Origin of the sequence: Actinoplanes sp. NPDC049118 (assembly GCF_040648555.1) — a bacterium.
In the GTDB taxonomy this organism is placed as follows: Bacteria; Actinomycetota; Actinomycetes; order Mycobacteriales; family Micromonosporaceae; genus Actinoplanes.
In genome coordinates, this window is sequence record NZ_JBEZDY010000016.1 from 100232 (window position 1) to 116653 (window position 16422).

At 68.9% G+C, this 16422-nt stretch carries 15 protein-coding genes and 1 pseudogene; 11 read left to right on the forward strand and 5 right to left on the reverse strand.

All coding sequences use genetic code 11. The features are described from left to right. Positions 1 to 48: 48 nt before the first annotated feature. The 3 genes from AB0B58_RS25515 to AB0B58_RS25525 all read left to right on the forward strand — a co-directional run bounded on the left by AB0B58_RS25515 (position 49) and on the right by AB0B58_RS25525 (position 2131). Positions 49 to 534, forward strand: a complete 486-nt coding sequence (locus AB0B58_RS25515; RefSeq protein ID WP_360228313.1) for a MarR family transcriptional regulator — start codon at positions 49 to 51, stop codon at positions 532 to 534. 120 nt (positions 535 to 654) lie between these two features. After that, on the forward strand, positions 655 to 1467 hold the full coding sequence (locus tag AB0B58_RS25520; protein WP_360228316.1) for a hypothetical protein: 813 nt from the start codon (positions 655 to 657) through the stop codon (positions 1465 to 1467). Positions 1468 to 1606: 139 nt separating this feature from the next. After that, positions 1607 to 2131, forward strand: a complete 525-nt coding sequence (locus AB0B58_RS25525; protein WP_360228319.1) for a hypothetical protein — start codon at positions 1607 to 1609, stop codon at positions 2129 to 2131. A gap of 171 nt (positions 2132 to 2302) precedes the next feature. On the opposite strand, the gene AB0B58_RS25530 is transcribed toward AB0B58_RS25525, so the two are convergent. Then, the gene (locus AB0B58_RS25530; RefSeq protein ID WP_360228322.1) at positions 2303 to 2689 is read right to left on the reverse strand and encodes a VOC family protein; all 387 of its coding nucleotides are present in this window, start codon (positions 2687 to 2689) and stop codon (positions 2303 to 2305) included. A gap of 192 nt (positions 2690 to 2881) precedes the next feature. Here AB0B58_RS25530 and AB0B58_RS25535 point away from each other — a divergent pair. Then, positions 2882 to 3121 (forward strand): annotated as a pseudogene (locus tag AB0B58_RS25535) (hypothetical protein); the annotation flags it as partial. 28 nt (positions 3122 to 3149) lie between these two features. Here the strand turns inward: AB0B58_RS25535 and AB0B58_RS25540 are convergent. Beyond that, complete coding sequence (locus AB0B58_RS25540; protein ID WP_360228325.1) at positions 3150 to 3866, reverse strand: DUF899 domain-containing protein; 717 nt, start codon at positions 3864 to 3866, stop codon at positions 3150 to 3152. A gap of 129 nt (positions 3867 to 3995) precedes the next feature. On the opposite strand from AB0B58_RS25540, the gene AB0B58_RS25545 reads away from it, so the two are divergent. Then, positions 3996 to 4475 (forward strand): helix-turn-helix domain-containing protein, encoded by a 480-nt coding sequence (locus AB0B58_RS25545; protein ID WP_360228328.1) that lies wholly within the window; start codon positions 3996 to 3998, stop codon positions 4473 to 4475. 162 nt (positions 4476 to 4637) lie between these two features. Here AB0B58_RS25545 and AB0B58_RS25550 read toward each other — a convergent pair whose 3' ends face one another. Together AB0B58_RS25550 and AB0B58_RS25555 are read right to left on the reverse strand one after the other, a co-directional pair. After that, entirely contained in the window at positions 4638 to 5456 is an 819-nt protein-coding gene (locus AB0B58_RS25550; protein WP_360228331.1) for a hypothetical protein, read from the reverse strand. Further along, a complete protein-coding gene (locus AB0B58_RS25555; protein ID WP_360228334.1) occupies positions 5453 to 6034 on the reverse strand; it encodes an RNA polymerase sigma factor in 582 nt (193 codons plus the stop codon). The genes AB0B58_RS25550 and AB0B58_RS25555 overlap by 4 nt, the downstream gene beginning before the upstream one ends. A gap of 307 nt (positions 6035 to 6341) precedes the next feature. Here AB0B58_RS25555 and AB0B58_RS25560 point away from each other — a divergent pair, with 307 nt between their 5' ends. Beyond that, positions 6342 to 7529: an acyltransferase gene (locus AB0B58_RS25560; RefSeq protein ID WP_360228337.1), complete on the forward strand. Its 1188-nt coding sequence runs from the start codon at positions 6342 to 6344 to the stop codon at positions 7527 to 7529. A gap of 543 nt (positions 7530 to 8072) precedes the next feature. Beyond that, complete coding sequence (locus AB0B58_RS25565) at positions 8073 to 9449, forward strand: M14 family zinc carboxypeptidase (protein WP_360228340.1); 1377 nt, start codon at positions 8073 to 8075, stop codon at positions 9447 to 9449. Between the two features lie 194 nt (positions 9450 to 9643). Here AB0B58_RS25565 and AB0B58_RS25570 read toward each other — a convergent pair whose 3' ends face one another. Further along, complete coding sequence (locus AB0B58_RS25570) at positions 9644 to 10516, reverse strand: hypothetical protein (RefSeq protein WP_360228343.1); 873 nt, start codon at positions 10514 to 10516, stop codon at positions 9644 to 9646. A gap of 269 nt (positions 10517 to 10785) precedes the next feature. Between AB0B58_RS25570 and AB0B58_RS25575 the strand changes: the two genes are divergently transcribed. The 4 genes from AB0B58_RS25575 (at position 10786) to AB0B58_RS25590 (ending at position 16343) form a co-directional block, all read left to right on the forward strand. After that, positions 10786 to 13059: a molybdopterin oxidoreductase family protein gene (locus AB0B58_RS25575; protein ID WP_360228346.1), complete on the forward strand. Its 2274-nt coding sequence runs from the start codon at positions 10786 to 10788 to the stop codon at positions 13057 to 13059. Positions 13060 to 13374: 315 nt separating this feature from the next. Then, positions 13375 to 14796 carry a DUF2993 domain-containing protein gene (locus AB0B58_RS25580; RefSeq protein ID WP_360228349.1) on the forward strand — a complete coding sequence of 474 codons (1422 nt, stop codon included), beginning with the start codon at positions 13375 to 13377 and terminating at the stop codon, positions 14794 to 14796. Positions 14797 to 14925: 129 nt separating this feature from the next. Further along, positions 14926 to 15276: a helix-turn-helix transcriptional regulator gene (locus tag AB0B58_RS25585; protein ID WP_360228352.1), complete on the forward strand. Its 351-nt coding sequence runs from the start codon at positions 14926 to 14928 to the stop codon at positions 15274 to 15276. 56 nt (positions 15277 to 15332) lie between these two features. After that, entirely contained in the window at positions 15333 to 16343 is a 1011-nt protein-coding gene (locus AB0B58_RS25590; RefSeq protein ID WP_360228355.1) for a hypothetical protein, read from the forward strand. Positions 16344 to 16422 lie beyond the last annotated feature (79 nt).

Consider the following 16422-nt stretch of genomic DNA (forward strand, 5'->3'; position numbering starts at 1 on the left):
GATGGTACTAAAATCCGGTCTTGATCGGGACTGCCTGGAAGGTTAGTGGTGGAGCGCGAGATCTCGTCCGGCTGGCTGATGTTCATCGGCTTCCGGGCAGCTGAGGACCGCATCGTCGCCGCGCTCGCCGAGGCCGGCTACGCCGACATCACCCGAGCGCAGGCCCGGCTGCTGGCCGGCATCGACCTGGACGGCACCAGGCTGGTCATCCTCGCCGACCGCGCCCGGATCCCGAAGCAGACCGCCCTCGCCCTGGTTAACGGCCTCGAGGCGGCCGGCTACGTGGAGCGGGTACCGGATCCCTCCGACGGGCGTGCACGACTGATCCGGCTGACAGCACACGGCCGGGGCGGGTTGCCCGTCGCCGTCGCCGAGGAAGCGCGGATCGAGGCTGACTGGCAGGCCGTCCTGGGCATCCGACGGATGCGGGCGCTCCGCAGGGCGCTGTGGGAACTGGCCTTGAACGCCGACCCGCACCTACACCCACCCGAAGCCCCGGAGCGAGAAGAACTAGAGGGCGGACACAACGGTTGAACGCCCCTGACGATCATCGTTGTCCGAGGTCCTTGCGGACCTGCGGGAAAGCCTCGACACCGAGCATCTCGATGCCTTCGAGGAACGTGGCGTGGGACATGCCACGGTTAGGCTGGCCCGATGTGCGTCTCGATGGACCAGGCCGACTTCTCCGGCACGATTCTGTACGGCGGCCGCCGCGACCACCCGGAGCACGGCGCGATCGAGGTGCTCGGCTACCAGAACACCGCCGTCAACCTGGCGACCGGGCCGAACGCGATGCTCCTGCACCTGCCCAGCCCGGGGGTGACACCGTCGCAGTTCATCGGCGTCGGCCCGCACGGCGATCTGCTCACCCGCATGGTCGACGCGGTGCGGCCCGTGCCGCGCAGCGCGGCGGGCATCGCGTGGATGGACGCCGGCGGCGACGTGCAGGTGTTCGAGCACGACGTCTACACCGTAGTGCTGGCCGGCGATCCCACGCGGATCACCGACGCGCTGGACCTGGTTCCCGCGCACAAACGGCCGGCGGCGAACCCGGAGCTGTTCGAGTTCTACCGGGACGCCTTCCCGGACCACTCCGTCGCCCTGTGCTGCTTCGACAACGCCGCGGCGCAGCGGGCCAAGCCGCTGCTGATCTGGTACGAGCCGCTGGACCCCGACCGCATCGTGCTGCCGGCGCTGGACTGCCACACCGGCGCCGCCCCCGACCCCGACGCGCCCACACGCCGGGACCACTGGCTGCTGTTCGGTAGCGACGAGACGACACCTCAGTGGGGTGAACCGGTCGACTACCCGCCGGGCCTGCGCCACTCGCTTCGCGAGTTCCTACCGGATCGGGTCACCGGCGTGGCGGTCACCGGCGACCTGCCCAACGGCGACTTCGCCATCTCCCGTTCCGACCTGCGCAGCGACGACCTGACGAGAATCGAGGTGGTGGCGCCGTCAGCGTGACGCGCTCGCTATCGGCTCACGCCACGACGCCTGCGGCCGGGCTCGGGTGCGCCACCGGACGGTGACGGCGGTCGCCTTCCGAGTCGTTCGGGCACAGGTCGTTGCCGCGGACCGCTTGGAAGGTCGCTACGTTGTGCGCGTGGACGAGGAAACGGACTACGACTACACGCTCAAGTCAGCGGATGCCGGCCGCATGGGGAAGGCGGCCGAACACCTGGTCGCGGCCTTCTGCATCCTCGCGACGCGCGGGGCCCTGAATGTGTCTACCTCGCTCGTTGATGACGAGGGTGTCGATCTCGTCTTTCACCGGCGCGGATCCACCGGAACGCTCGCCGTTCAGGTCAAAGCTCGTATGTCCGACAGCAAGCGGATCCAATCCGAAGGCTTTGTCGCCTTCGTTCGGTCGCAGACCTTCGTTCCGAGAGAGAACCTGGACCTGCTCTTCGTGGCGATCGATGTGATCCACGGGATCGTGATGAAGGCCTGGCTCGTTCCCAGCAAGGTCTACGCGGAAACCCTCGGCAACCCAAATAGCAAGGGCAGGTACCGCTTCAGCGCATCGATGAAGGACGGGTCCAACGACCGGTGGAAGCCTTACCGCCTCGAAGCACATGAACTGCCTCAGGCGGTATTGCGGCGGCTGGAGCAACTCGAGGGCGCATAGATCCGTGCCGAACCGCCGAGGAACCCTGCGCAGACCACGCGCGGATCAACAGCTCGCGGATTCCCCGCTCGGCGCGCCCGGCGCGAGGCCTGGCTACGGGGCGTGACGTTTCCGTCAACCACCAGCGCGCACACCCGGCGGCATCGAGATCGTGTGGTTCGCGCGCCAGGACTACCGATGACGTTGCAGCGGTGACCTGTCTCCCACGAGCCAGAGATGACCGTACGGATCGAAGAAGCCGCCTTGGCGGTGCGTGCCCCACGGTGCCGCGTGGTCGCGCACCGGATCGTGGTAGTTGGCTCCTGCCTCAGCGGCGCCACCAACAACGACGTCAGGGTCATCGACGAAAACCTCTATCCGTGCCGTGGTGGTACCGAGCACCGTTGGGCTCTCCCAACCATTGTTCTGGGGCTCCGCGATGAAGAACGGCGCTCCTTGAAGCTCCAAGCCGATGACCGAGCCGAGGTTCCACAGCTCGGCGGCGCCGAGGGCCCGCTGGTACCAGGCGGATGCCGCCGCAGCGTCCGGCACCGCGAGCATGACGGAGATAGTGGTCATGAGCCGGAGGGTAGTCCGTCCGCGCGTCGTACGTTCGGCCGCGGCCGGCTTGGGCGCCTGGCGCGCCAGCGCGCTTTGACGCGGCAGATCCGGACGTCGTACCCGGCGAGTTCGGACCTCGCACATTGGGCCTGTCATCCTGCCGGGGTGGAAGAGTGGGCGTACAACGGCACGACCTACCAGATCAACTCGATGTACCTCCTGCCGGAGGACGCGTGGACCTACGAGCTGACTGTGCCGTACCGAACGTCCGGCGCGGTCGCTGTGGTGATCCCGGATACGACGCCCGACGGCGAGCGGTTCACGCCGGCGGACGAGAACCATGCCTACGTGGCTTCCTCTGAGGGGCCACTGCCCTGGCCGGTGTTACTGCGCTTCACCCGCTTCGTTGAGACATCCGGCGACATCGTGTCCGGCGCGCCGACCGCGAGCTTCGCCGTTGATCACCAGGTCGAGGTCTTCACTGCTCACTGTGATGGCACTGTGGGGGTTGCGGGCCAGGTTTCGGCTCTTGCGGATCCTCGGCCGTGTCGTACTCGTCGTGCAGCCGCCACCACTGGTAGGGCTGGGTCTGCGGCCAGCCGTCAGGCGAGTCCTCCCAGGTCTCCTGTCGGCCGTATGGCGTCAGGTCGAGGAAGGTCCAGTTGCTGCCGAGCCGTTCCACGCCGCGGGCGGTGGTGGAGTAGGTACGGAAGATGCGGTCGTCGGCGCGAAGGAAGACGTTCAGCGCGAACCCGTCACCGGCTCCCATGTCGGCGTTGAAGCTGTTGTTCAGCGACGAGTACCAGGGCAGGGTCCAGCCCATTCGTCGCCGCAGCGCCATAAGGTCGACAAATGGGCCACGAGACGTCAACGCAAGGGTGACGTCGCGGGCGTTGAGGTGGGCCGGGTGTCCGACATTGTCGGTGAACAGCGAGCACCCAGGGCAGACGTCGTCGGCGCCGTGCCACATGAAGGTGTACAGGATGAGTTGACGGCGGCCCTGGAACAGGTCGGCCAGGCTGGCCGGCCCGTCCAAGCCCTCGAACACGTAGTCCTGCTCGACCGGGGTCATCGGCAGCCGGCGACGCGCCGCAGCGACCGCATCCAGCTGGCGGGTGAGTGTCTTTTCGCGGACGTGCAAGGTGTTCAACGCGGCTTGCCAGTCCTCGGTCGGCACGATCGGTGGATGGCTCATGCGGCCTCTTTCGGCTCTTCCGGCATGCGTGTTGAGGAGCACCAGCTCCGTCAGTTCCTTAAGGGAACGGATTAGGTGACGTTAACAGAGTCCGTTCCTTGAAGGAACCACCTTGCGTATCGTTGCGTCATGCAGCGAACGCAGTTCGGCGCCATGGCGTGCTCGATCGCCCGTACCCTCGACGTCATCGGTGAGCCGTGGTCGCCGCTGATCCTGCGAGATGTCTACGCCGGCACGAACCGCTTCGAGCAGCTACAGCGGAGCCTCGGCATGTCCCGCAAGGTGCTCGCCGAGCGGCTGAGCTGGCTGGTCACACAGGGCGTGCTGGCCCGGCGTGAGTACTCCGCCCGGCCGCTCCGTCACGAGTACATACTCACCGACAAGGGCACGGAGCTGTGCGATCTGCTCCTCGTCATGGTGCGGTGGGGCGACCGGTGGACGGCAGGCGAGGCCGGCCCACCGGTGCTTTACCGCCACCACGCCTGCGGCGAGATCGGCCATGTGGAACTGCGGTGCTCGGAATGCGAACAGCCCATGCACGCTACGGACATCGACCTGCTGCCCGGTCCCGGAGCCAGTACGGCAACGGCAGTCAGCGGGAGTGGGTAGCCGCGGCGTTTGTAGTGGCTGAGGCGGGCTTGGTGCTGGCGTCTGCGGCGCCGGTCAGACCACCATGCGGGATCAGCATGCCTCACCGGTCGAGCCTGCCCGGGCTCTCCGATCGACGAACGCAACAGACCCCCGCCAAGCGCAGCCGTGTGGCCGGCCGCCTCAGTCCAGCTTGGGTGCGTCGTAGAGCTCGGTCGCGGAGAGTCCCGTGCTGGCGCTGCCGTCCTTCTTGTGCAGGGTCACCGTGGTTCCTGCTCCCGCGCCCGCTTCCTCCGGGTACCAGGCGAGGAAGTACCCGCCGTCGACAGTGGCGTGCACGGTCGTGCCGTTCGTCAGGGAGACGTCGACAGCAGCGATGTCGGAGCCGACATGGCCCGACATGATTCGGACGTGTCCCTCGCTGGTCCTCAGCTGCCCCCAACCCTGGAGCTCGATGCCGGCGCGGCCCAGTTGGGCATCCGTCACCTGGCCCTCGAACACGCTGCTGTACTGCACGTCGCCGGTCTTGTCGCGGAAGCAGGCTGCGCTCCACCGCTTGGTGACGATCGAGAGGTAGCCGTACTCGCCGCGCCGTTCGGCGATGACCTTCCGGGCGTTACTCAGGTCGGCCTGGGTGTAGCCGAAGTCCGGTTCGAGCTTGCGCACACACTCCCGGCCGATGGTCTGCGCGTCGTCGGCGCTCAGCTGGGCGGGGGTGGCGCTCCACGACGCATACGCCTCGCGATCGCCGCCGAGCCCGGGCACGACCAGCGCGGCGATGGTGACGGCGATCGCGGCGGCGCCGACGGTGACCCACCGGGCCGGGTGCCGCACGATGCCGCGCCGGCCGTTACCGACACCGATCGGAGTGGCCCCCATGGCGGCCCGCGGGGTGTTGACGATGCGTTCCAGCAGGTCCTGGGCGGGGGCCTGGTGCACCCGCCCACGGGGTACGGGGCGCGCGGCGGCGCGCAGCTGCGAGTCGAGGTCGTGGTGGTTCACGAGGATGCTCCGGGGTTCGTAACGGCGCGGGTGGCGGGACGCGTGGCCGGAGAGGCCACGTCGGACAGGCGTTTACGCAGGCGACGGCGGGCGCGCAGCAGCCGCAGGCTGAAGGCGGCATTGGAGACCCCGAGCACCTTGGCGGCCTGCGGGCCGGTCAGCCCTTCGAAGACGGTGAGGGTCAGGACGTGTTGGTCGTCGATGCTGAGCTGTTCCCAGGCCCGAGCCAGGTCGACCCGGGCGGCGACGTCGTCGGCTTCGACGTCGACTTCCGGGGTGCCCGGCTGGCGCAGGATGCGCAGGGTGAGGGCCTGCTGCCGCTGATCGCTGCGCCGACGGTTGCGCAGGACATGATGTGCCGCGGTGAACAACCAGGCGCGGGCATTGTCGAGGTCGACCGGAACATCGTCGAGGCGGCGCCAGGCCGTCAGGAACACCTCGGAGACCACGTCCTCTGCGGCGACGGGGTGCGTGCGGCGTTCGACGAAGCAGAGCAGATCGTCGTACGCGGCCTCGAACAGGACTCGGAAGACGGCTTCGTCACCGGGCGTAACTCCCGGCGGTTGTCCGGCCATCATAGGGGCATTCGATCGGTTCACACCCCCTCATGTCCAGCACGGCGGTGATCCTTACATCTTGACGCTGCGTGACGAGGCCACCGCCGTCTCCTCGCTCCCGACCGGCCGCATCGGCTGGACTCGTTCTGGTCGCGGTGTAGCTGTTCGGCGCCCGCCGCACATGTACGAGTCGAACACGATCGTGGTGACCGGCGTAGGTGAGCGCCGAACGGGGTGACGACGCGCGCCTGTCTGTAACCGAGGGAGATGACCCGGCTACCCCGCCCGGTACGCGATCAAGCGAACACCGAGCGAACGGAGCCGCTGCGTGACCACACCGGGCGAGGACCAACAGACGAAGAGCAACCCCCCGACACGGACGGTACGGCCGAACCTCCCGGGTCCCCGCGGCGGTTCGCCCGGCGCCGGAGCACCGGTCGTCCCGGCCCTACAGCGCCGCCCGCGCCTGCCGGCCCTGGACGGTCTGCGACTGATCTGCGCCCTCGCCGTCGCCGGCTACCACTACGGGGTGTCCTGGCGATTGGACGGAATTCATCCGCCGGCCCACTTCGTCCCGCACGCCGGACACGTGCTGATCTACGGTTTCCTGGGCGTCGAGGTGTTCTTCCTGATCAGCGGGTTCGTCATCTGCATGAGCGGTTGGGGACGGAGCCCACGGGACTTTCTGGCCTCCCGCGCCGGGCGGCTGTATCCCGCGTTCTGGGCCTGCGTGCTGCTGACCGCGGCCGTGGTGACGGTGCTACCGGTCACGCTCGGTGTGCCGGTGTCCGGACAGCCGAGCGTCACGGACGTCGCGGTCAACCTCACCATGCTGCCCGATCTCCTGAACGTGCCCATGGTCGACACGGTGTACTGGACGCTCTGGGTCGAGCTCCGCTTCTACCTGTTCTTCGCCTGCCTGACCTGGACCGGGCTGACCTATCGACGGACCGCGACCTTCTGCACGGCGTGGCTGGTCGCGGCCGTGGTCGTGCCCGCCCACTCCCAGAGCCTGCTGACGGACATCGTCATGCCGCAATGGGCTCCGTACTTCATCGCCGGCGTGACCATGTATCTGATGCACCGGCACCGGCCCACGGCGTGGCTGTGCGCGCTCGTCGTCGCATGCTGGCTGCTCAGCCTGCAAAGCGTGCACGTCCGCGTGCTGGATGTACATCCCGGCTTCCCCGTGCCCACCTGGCCGGCTCCGGTGATCATCACCATCGCGTACGTCGTTCTGATCGCCATCGCGCTGGGGGCCACCGACCGGCTCACCTGGCGATGGCTGACCACGGCCGGTGCGCTGACGTACCCGTTCTATCTGCTGCACCAGCGCATCGGCTACAGCATCATCCGCAACGTCCACGCGCACACCGGGTGGCCCGCCGCGCCGCTGATCCTCGGCGCGGTCGTGCTACTGCTCGGCGTCTCCTGGCTGGTGCACCGATTCGTCGAGCGCCCCCTGATGCCGGCGCTGGGCTCGCTGCTGCGCGGACGACGGGCACGCGCAGCCTGACAGACGGACCTCGCCAAGGCTTCCCGGCGCCCGTGGACGTCACCGCTGCCGCCAATGCCAGGACGGTCGCCAGGTATCTTGAAAGTGACGGGCATCTCTTGGTCGTCTCCGCGAAGAATAGGTATTCCGGTGAACACGGCTCTGAGCCACCTTCTGAGCAGTAACGTGGTGAATCCGGCAGCGAACTGATCCGCACGACCACCGGGCAGCGGCTCGTCGCCGTCGGTCCCTTGCCGACAGTTGCTGGCGCGTCGGCCATATCCGCCTGCTCATTGCGCCCTGGACGTTGAGCACTCGGGATCGCGCTTGGATATGCGGTGGCTCTCGCCATATTTGCTTCGGGTCTTGAGACGGTCAGACCTGTCAAGGCTGGCCAGGTCGTTGTCGGTGAACACCCGCTGTTGACGGCCTGGCCCGGCTGGCGGGCACCAGGTGTGCACTCGGCTCATAGCACAGTTGAGATGGCGTCATCGGTAGTAACTGTCATCGAGATGCGCTGATCTAATGGGTCCATCGTGCGCCCTTTTCGATCGCGAGGTATCGATGAGCAAGTCCCGTACAGTTCCACCCCGGCTGTCGCGGATAGTGGCCATCGGCGCTGCCGCGGCCGCGCTTCTGCTGCCCCCGTCGCTTACCGGACCGGCCAGCGCCGCCCCGGGCGCACCGGCCGGGCCCGGCGCCACCGCCGATCCGGGCTATTACCTCGTGACCTCCGCCGACCGGCAGCCCGCGGTGCTGGCCAACACGCTGGAGCGCACCGGCTTCGACGTTCTCGAAGGTCCGCTGGACCACGGAGTGCCGGTTCTGGCGGACGCAGCCGCCGTGGCCCGATTGCAGCACCGCGGCCTGAGCGTGCAGTACACCGGCCCGCTGTACCAGCCGGTCGCCCACTCCTTGCAGGCCGACCCGAACACCTACTACGGGGGCTACCACACCACCGCCGGACACGAGGCGCACAACAGGCAGGTGTCCACCGCGCGCCCCGACCTGGCCAAGCTCTTCACCATCGGCCAGTCCTGGTTGAAAACCCAAGGCCGTGGCGGGCACGACATCCAGGCCCTGTGCATCACCAAGATCCAGCAGGGTGACTGCGAGCTGACCAACACCGGCCGCAAGCCGAAGTTCACCCTCATGTCGCAGATGCACGCACGAGAACTGGCCACCGGCGAGTTGTCGTACCGGTGGATCGACCACCTGGTCAACAACTACGGCACCGACACTGGCGTCACCGCGCTGATGAACAGCACCGAGCTTTGGGTCATCCCGATCGCCAACCCCGACGGCGTCGACATCGTCGCCTCGAACTCCACCCGGCCGGTCGCCCAGCGCAAGAACGCCCACGACAACGGCTGCACCGGCACGGGCCGCGGCGTCGACCTGAACCGCAACTCCAGCTACCACTGGGACGTCAATCAGGGCACGAAGTGCACCGAGACGTACCCCGGCACGGGCGCGGCAAGCGAACCGGAGACCCAGGGAATCCAGAACTTCCTCGCCAAGATCTACCGGGACACCAAGCCGGCAGCCGACTTCAGCGCGGCCAGCACGTCGACCACCGGTGCCTTCATCACCGTGCACAGCTACTCGCAACTGAACATCTACCCGTACGGCTGGACCAACAAGCTGGCGCCGAACAACAACGACCTGAAAGCGATCGCCGAGGCGATGGCCCGGGCGAACCACTACGACGTGGTCCACGGCGACGGTGGTCTGAACTACTTCGCCCCGGGTGCTACCGACGACTGGATCTACGGGCAACTGGGTGTGCCGGGTTACACCATCGAGGTGGGTCCGGGCAGCGGCAGCTGCGGGGGCTTCTTCCCGACGTACTCCTGCATCAACGGCTTCTGGCAGCTCAACCTTCCGGCATATCTGGCCGCCGCCAGAGCTGCCGCGGCACCGTATCCGACCGGCCGTTGATTTCGGCCCACTGCCGCGGCATCGGTTGACAGCCGGGCCTTGCGACGGGCGCCGGGCCACATCGGCGCCCGCCGCAAGGCCGGGCCTGCAGCACAGACAGTTTCGTCCCGAACCGCAGACCCGAACCGGTCCAGGTCCAGGTCCAGCATGTGTTCCCGAGGCCATGTAGACGGTCAGGATGGAGTGGGGGCGGTTCAGGCCAGTTGGGGGAACTGTTCCCGGACCGCGGCGAACGCGTGACGGTAGCCGTCACGGCCGTAGACGAATGCCATGCAGACCAGCACCTCCAACACCGCGGCGAGGGAGTCCTCCTCCGCCGTGTGGAACAGGGTGGTCATCGCCCAGTTCTGCGGCGACTCTTCGTACTCCCCGTCCGGCGGCACCGGCACGCTGGTGTGTGGCGGGTTCGCCTGTCTCAGCACGGCCCACACGTGAGCGGAATCGTCGAAGGGTGCCGGCGCCCGCTGGCCTCGGCGCAGCGCCGCGACCGCCGGTGCGATCTGCGGCAACCCGATCAGGCCGGCCCGCTCCAGCGACCGCAGCGCCGCCCACGCCGCCACCTGCCGATGGGTCGCGTCGTCCGCGTCCGCCAGGGCGAACTCCAGATCCGGGTCCAGCCGGGAGATCGCGTCCAGGGCGAGGCCCTGGTGCAGGGTCGCCCGCAACCGCTCGTTCGGGACCCGCTCTCCCCACCGCTCCCGAGCACTGCGCGCAAGCTCCTCGGCCTCGGCCTGCCGGTCATCCTGCTGTTCCGGCTCGGTCAGCGTCCGCCGGGCCCGATGCCAGTACGCCGCCTGCTTGCCGAACGACGCCTCCACGATCTCGTCCCAGCTGTCGTCGACCTCCGGCTCCGCCTCGTGCAGCTCGACGCGGAACGGAATCCACCCTGTATGCGTACCGGTCGTCAGGACCAGGACGCCACGGACGCCGGCGCCGCACAGGCCGTTGCTCTCATCAGCCCACGCCTCGTCGTGTTCGTAACCGTTCCCGTCTGTGTCGTCGCCGCTGACCACCGTCGCCGAGCCATACGTCACGAACACCCTTGGCTCGTCGAGCAGCACCTTCATCACGGCACCAGCAGTCCTTCAGCATTGGCGACTCCCCCGTGGTGTCGCCCCACCGTCATGATCCCGCACTGGACGCCACCGCTGCCGCGAACGCGCGTTCCCCGCGGCGGATGTGCGCACCTGATCCCGTACTCGTACACCACGGCCTGCGATCCGCCCACTTCGCGGATTCCGCCCCGGGCGGCCTCTCGACGCGGCCCGCGACGCGGGCAATACTGGCGGGTAACAACCGAGGGTCGCGGCGTTGCGGCCGGAAGGCTGGTGACTCCGTGGCTGTTGAGGCGACGCGTACGGCGTATCGGACATGCCCCCTGTGCGAGGCGGCCTGCGGGCTGCAGCTCACGGTGACCGGCGACCGGGTCGTCGCGGCACGCGGGGATCGGGACCACGTTTTCAGCCACGGTTTCGTCTGTCCGAAGGGCGCCGCCTTCGGGCAGCTCACCGCCGATCCCGACCGGTTGCGCCGCCCGCTGGTCCGGCGCGGCGACCGTCACGAAGAGGTCGGCTGGGACGAGGCGTATGCGGAGATCGAGGCGGGCTTGCGGCCGATCCTCGAGCGCCACGGCCCTGACGCGGTCGCCCTGTACCTGGGCAACCCCAACGTCCACACCATGGCGGGCGGCCTCTACCTGGCGCCGCTGCTCCGGGCGGTGGGCACCCGCAACATCTTCTCGGCCAGCACCGTCGACCAGATGCCGAAGCACGTGTCGTGCGGCTACCTCTACGGCAGCCCGCTGGCCATTCCGGTGCCGGACGTCGACCGTACGGACTTCCTCCTGATACTGGGCGCGAACCCCTGGGAATCCAACGGCAGCCTCGCCACCGCGGCGGACTTTCCCGGCCGGCTCAAGGCCGTTCAGGCCCGCGGCGGCCGGTTCGTGGTGGTCGACCCGCGCCGCACCCGGACCGCCGAACACGCCGACGAGCACCTGTTCATCCGGCCCGGCACCGACGCGTACCTGTTGTTCGGGATCGTCCACACGCTGTTCGAGGAGGACCTGGTCGACCTCGGCCCGCTCGCCGGCCACGTGACGGGCGTCGACGAGATCCGTGAGCTGGCCCGCGCGTTCTCCCCGGAGACGGTGAGCGGCGCGTGCGGCGTACCGGTGGAAAGGATCCGCGGGCTCGCGCGCGAGCTCGCGGCAGCCCCGACGGCCGCGGTGTACGGACGGATCGGCACCTGCACCGTCGAGTTCGGCACTCTGACCAGCTGGCTCGTCGACGTCGTCAACGTGCTGACCGGCAACCTCGACCGGCCGGGCGGCGTCATGTTCCCGATGGCCGCGCACCTGCGCCCGCAGACCCGTCCGGGCGGCAAGGGCTTCCGGGTGGGGCGGTGGCACAGCCGCGTCCGGGGCCTGCCCGAGGTCAAGGGCGAGCTGCCGGTGGCCACCCTCGCCGACGAGATCGAGACGCCCGGCGAGGGACAGGTCCGCGCGTTCATCACCGTGGCCGGCAACCCGGTGCTGTCGACGCCGAACAGCGGCCGGCTGGACCGGGCCCTGGGCGGGCTCGATTTCATGGTCAGCGTCGACCCGTACCTCAACGAGACCACCCGGCACGCGGACGTCGTCCTGCCGCCCACCGACCCGACCCGCAAGGGCCACTACGACTTCTCGTTCCTGGCGCTCGCGGTGCGCAACTTCGCGGCGTACTCCCCGCCGGTGTTGCCGCCGGACCCGGCCGGCATGGACGAGTGCGACATCCTCGCGAGGCTCACCCTCGTCGTCACCGGCCAGGGCGCAGGCGCCGACCCGGCCGTGCTGCACGACCGGATGCTGGACGAGGCTCTGCAGCGGGTCTCCGCCGCCACCGGCCGCCCCGCCGCCGACCTGCGGGCCCTGGTGAGCGGCGAACAGCCGGCCGAGCGGCTGCTCGACGTCGCGCTGCGTACCGGTGCCTATGGGGATGCCTTCGGAGCGCGCCCCGGGGGTCTGTCCCTGGACGAGCTCCTGGCGAACCCACACGGTGTCGATCTCGGGCCGCTACAGCCCCGCATCCCGTCGGTCCTGCGGACACCGAGCGGGACCGTCGAGCTCTGCGCCCCGCCGATCGTGTCCGACGTGGACCGCCTGCGCGCCGCCCTCGACCGGCAGCGCGACGAGCTCGTCCTGGTGGGCCGCCGGCATCTGCGTTCCAACAACAGCTGGATGCACAACGTCCCGGCCCTGATCAAGGGCCGGGACCGTTGCACCCTGCAGGTCCACCCGGTGGACGCGGAGCGGCTCGCCCTCACCGACGGCGACGACGCCTCGGTGACGTCCCGGGCGGGTTCGCTCTCGGCCCGGGTGGAGGTCACCGACGCTGTGATGCCGGGCGTGGTGAGCCTGCCGCACGGCTGGGGCCACGACCTGCCGGGCACCCGGCTCTCGGTCGCGGCGACCCGGCCAGGGGTGAACAGCAACGTGTTGACCGACGAGTTCGCGACCGATGCGCTGTCGGGCAACAGCGTTCTGAACGGCATCCCGGTGGCCGTGAAGGCCACCGGAACGCGTGCGTCCGATCGCGTCTCAGCGCGAGCAGGCGACGTCCTTCAGGGGTGAGGAGCGAAGTTTCATCCTGCATTGACAGACCCGGCCGCGCCGGGTGGGCTGCCGACGCCGTCCGGGTCGGCGGCCGGGCTGGGGTCGACGGTGAGGTTCCACATCGCGGTTCCTTCGGCGCCGGCGGGTGCGCCGTAGGGCAGGGCGTCGGCGGCTTCCGCACCGCCAGCGGCCCGGCACGACCCTGGCCCCCGGGAAGCTCGACACGTACCGCGCCTTCAAGCCGCGTTTCTGATGAATTCATCGGAAGTGTCGAACTCTAGGAAACCTAGGTCCACATCATATTGTATGCACCTAATAAGGCTGAATCGGTCTATGTCGGTCCTGCACCGGTGGCGATGGCCCGCTCTTGCGGTGCTGCTGTTGCCGCCTGGGGTGGTCCTGTTGCTGCCCGCCCCCTACCTGGACGGGCCGCTCGCCAGACTGCTAGCCGACCGGGTGGCAAACCAGGTGAGCTGCCCCATCGACAGCGGTCCGGTACCGCAGATCACGATCAAGGGCAGCCACCTCGTGCGGCAGGCGCTGCGCCAGCGGCTGACCGAGGTCGACCTGGTCCTGCCGGACACCACAGTCGGCGACGTGCCACACGCCTCCGTCGTCGCCACGATGCGCGACGTCAGCCAGCCCGCCCCGGACACGATGCACGTGGGTGGCATCGAAGCCACCATCACGACACCCTTCGCGAACATGCCGGCGCCGCCGGACGGTTCGAAGCCCACGTTCGGCCGGGCTTCGAACGGACTGCTGACGGTCCAGGTCACCCCGCCGGCGAAGGCGGTCGGGAACGTCAGGTCCACCCTGTTCTTCAGGCTCAACGTGACCGGCGAGACTCTCAACGCCACCCCGCAGCAGTTGCAGGTTTTCGGGAAGACCATTTCGGCCGACAAGGTGGCGAGCGTGACCGGCGGAGTGCGCTCACAGAAGCTGCCGGCACTGCCGGACGGGGTGAACTACAAGTCGGTCACGCCCCGCTCCGACGGACTGCACCTGGCGCTGGGCGGCGTCGCCACAACGGCCTTCGCCAAGCTGCCGGCCAAGGTGGACGGGCAGGACGTCACCTACTCGGCCAGGCGCGGCCAGTTGGCCATCTCCACGGCCACGGACATCCCGCTGCTCGGCGCGGTCCCGCTGACGATCTTCACCGCGCCAACCGTCGAAGGGAACACCCTGAGACTCGTACCCCGGAAGGTGCGCGTGCTCGGCGGCGACCACCCGCCCCACGGCCTGATCGGCGGTACCGTGCTCTCTCTGATAAAGCAGGACAGCCTGAGCCGGGCGCTGCCCGCACTCCCGAGCGGGGTGCGGTACCGCGGGGTGTCCGTGGACGCGGACGGGCTCAAGGTGTCGCTGGGTGGGATGACCGTCAAGCCGTACTCCGAGCTGCCGGCCACCGACGAGGAAGGGCGCGCCACCAGGTACGGCGCCAGGAGCGGCATGATGACCGCCACCACCCGCGGCAACTCCCGCCCGGCGCCGATCGTCCTCTACGCCAAGCCCGCCATCACCGGCAGCACCCTCGACCTGTCGCCCCAGCAGATCCGGATGTTCGGCGTCCTCTTCCCCGCCAGGACCGTGTTGGCCCAGGTCAAGGCCGGTGACACCACATACCCGCTGCCGCCGCTGCCGGCTGGGCTCGCGTACGGGGCGGTCGACGTCCAGCCCGATGGCCTGCGCCTGCACCTCAGCGGTGAAGACGCCACGCTGTCGAAAGGCATGTTCGGCGGGACTGGATGCTAAGTCGATGATCCAGCACACCGATCGGGCGGCTGCCGTCCCGGAGCGTTTCTCCGGCACGCGTGAGTGCTCCCGCGGCCCGCTGTGATGGCGATCTTTCGGTATACCTTCGCAGCCGTTATATTGCCGTGTGTGGAGACTCCTCTGCGCGAACCCACGTTCCTGATTCTCACCGCCCTGGCCGGTGAGCCGATGCATGGGTATGGCTTGATCGCTGAGGTGGCCCGGCTTTCCGGCGGCCGTGTCTCGCTGCGACCCGGCACGCTGTACGGCGCACTCGACCGGCTGGTCGACGCCGGCCTGGTGGCCGCCGAACGGGAGGAGATCGTCGACGGCCGGTTGCGCCGCTACTACCGACTCACCGAGCCGGGTGGTGAGGTGCTGGCCGTCGAGACCGAACGCATGCGCCGCAACGTCGAGGCGGCGACCGCCCGGCTGCGCGCCACCATGCCGCCGCCTCGCCTGAGTGGTGGACTCGCATGATCCCGGTGGAGAGCTGGCATGACCGCACTGGAGAACAGGATGGAGGCAGCTCTGCCGTGACCGGGCTGGAACGCCGCTATGCGCGGTGGACGGTGCTGTTCTATCCGGTCGACTATCGGCGGGAGCGCGGTTCGGAACTGGTGGATACCTACCTGTCCCTGGCGGCGCCCGGACGCAGGAGACCCTCAGTCAGCGACGTCGCGGACCTTGCGGTCGGTGGACTGCGGCAGCATCTGAGGATCACGCAGGGACTCGGTCCCGGTCTCCGCCTCGCCGGCTTGCTCGCGTTGATGACGGCGACCGCGTTCGCGACCTGGTGGGCCGGTGTTGAGGTGCTTGCCCCCATACCGCCCTGGTCTTCGCGGGTCGGGCCGTTTCTCTCGGTCGCTGTCGCGGCGTGGGTGGCCTGGCTGCTCGTCGCCGTGGTACACGTCGCGGCGAGCAGCCGATGGTTGCGCTGGGCGGTTGGCCTGGCCGTACTGGTGACTGTCGGCATCGTGCCGGCCGCGGCGCTGACCGGATTGCCCCGCCCGCCGCTGTCGGTGCTGCTGCCCCAGATCGTGCTCGGTGTCGTCGCGCTCGGTGCGGCGGGCCAGCGCCAATGGTGGGTCCGGCTCATGCCGATCGCCGCTGCGGCGGCGGTCCTCCCGATCACCATCGGTACCGCGCCCAGCCTAGATTTCATGACCGGCTACTTCGATCTCGCCGTGACGGCCTTGCCCGCCGCTGCGGTCGCGCTGCTGATCGGCACGCTGCTGATCGCGCTCGCTCTGGCCGCCCGGCGCGACTTTCGCGGCGCCTGGGCGATGCTGATTCTGCTCACGCCGATCGGGATGCTCGCGGTGAACCCGCTTGGCGCGGTGCTCGACTCCGACTCCGGCCCAGGCCGGGCCGTGATTCCGGAGTGGTCATCCATGGTCGTCGCGTCGGTGCTGGTGGTCACGATTGGACCGATGCTGGTGTCGCTCGCCCTTGTGGCACGGGGCCGTTGGTCGCCGGGCCGCCGTTCGCGCGGTACGGGCCGGCGCCGTTGCCCTACCTGCGGCGCGCCCTCGACACCCGCATAGTCCACAGCACGACCGAAGCGCAGCCTGCGAGCCGGACACCAGCCTCCACCCCATCCCATAGAAGGTCTGGGCGCACGGT

Excerpts from the sequence above, each read along its gene's own strand:
- AB0B58_RS25545 (WP_360228328.1), top strand. The coding sequence starts at position 3,996 with ATGCAGCGAACGCAGTTCGGCGCCATGGCGTGCTCGATCGCCCGTACC.
- AB0B58_RS25570 (WP_360228343.1), bottom strand. The coding sequence starts at position 10,516 with ATGAAGGTGCTGCTCGACGAGCCAAGGGTGTTCGTGACGTATGGCTCG.
- AB0B58_RS25530 (WP_360228322.1), bottom strand. The coding sequence starts at position 2,689 with ATGACCACTATCTCCGTCATGCTCGCGGTGCCGGACGCTGCGGCGGCA.
- AB0B58_RS25565 (WP_360228340.1), top strand. The coding sequence starts at position 8,073 with ATGAGCAAGTCCCGTACAGTTCCACCCCGGCTGTCGCGGATAGTGGCC.
- AB0B58_RS25520 (WP_360228316.1), top strand. The coding sequence starts at position 655 with ATGTGCGTCTCGATGGACCAGGCCGACTTCTCCGGCACGATTCTGTAC.
- AB0B58_RS25555 (WP_360228334.1), bottom strand. The coding sequence starts at position 6,034 with ATGATGGCCGGACAACCGCCGGGAGTTACGCCCGGTGACGAAGCCGTC.
- AB0B58_RS25540 (WP_360228325.1), bottom strand. The coding sequence starts at position 3,866 with ATGAGCCATCCACCGATCGTGCCGACCGAGGACTGGCAAGCCGCGTTG.
- AB0B58_RS25580 (WP_360228349.1), top strand. The coding sequence starts at position 13,375 with ATGTCGGTCCTGCACCGGTGGCGATGGCCCGCTCTTGCGGTGCTGCTG.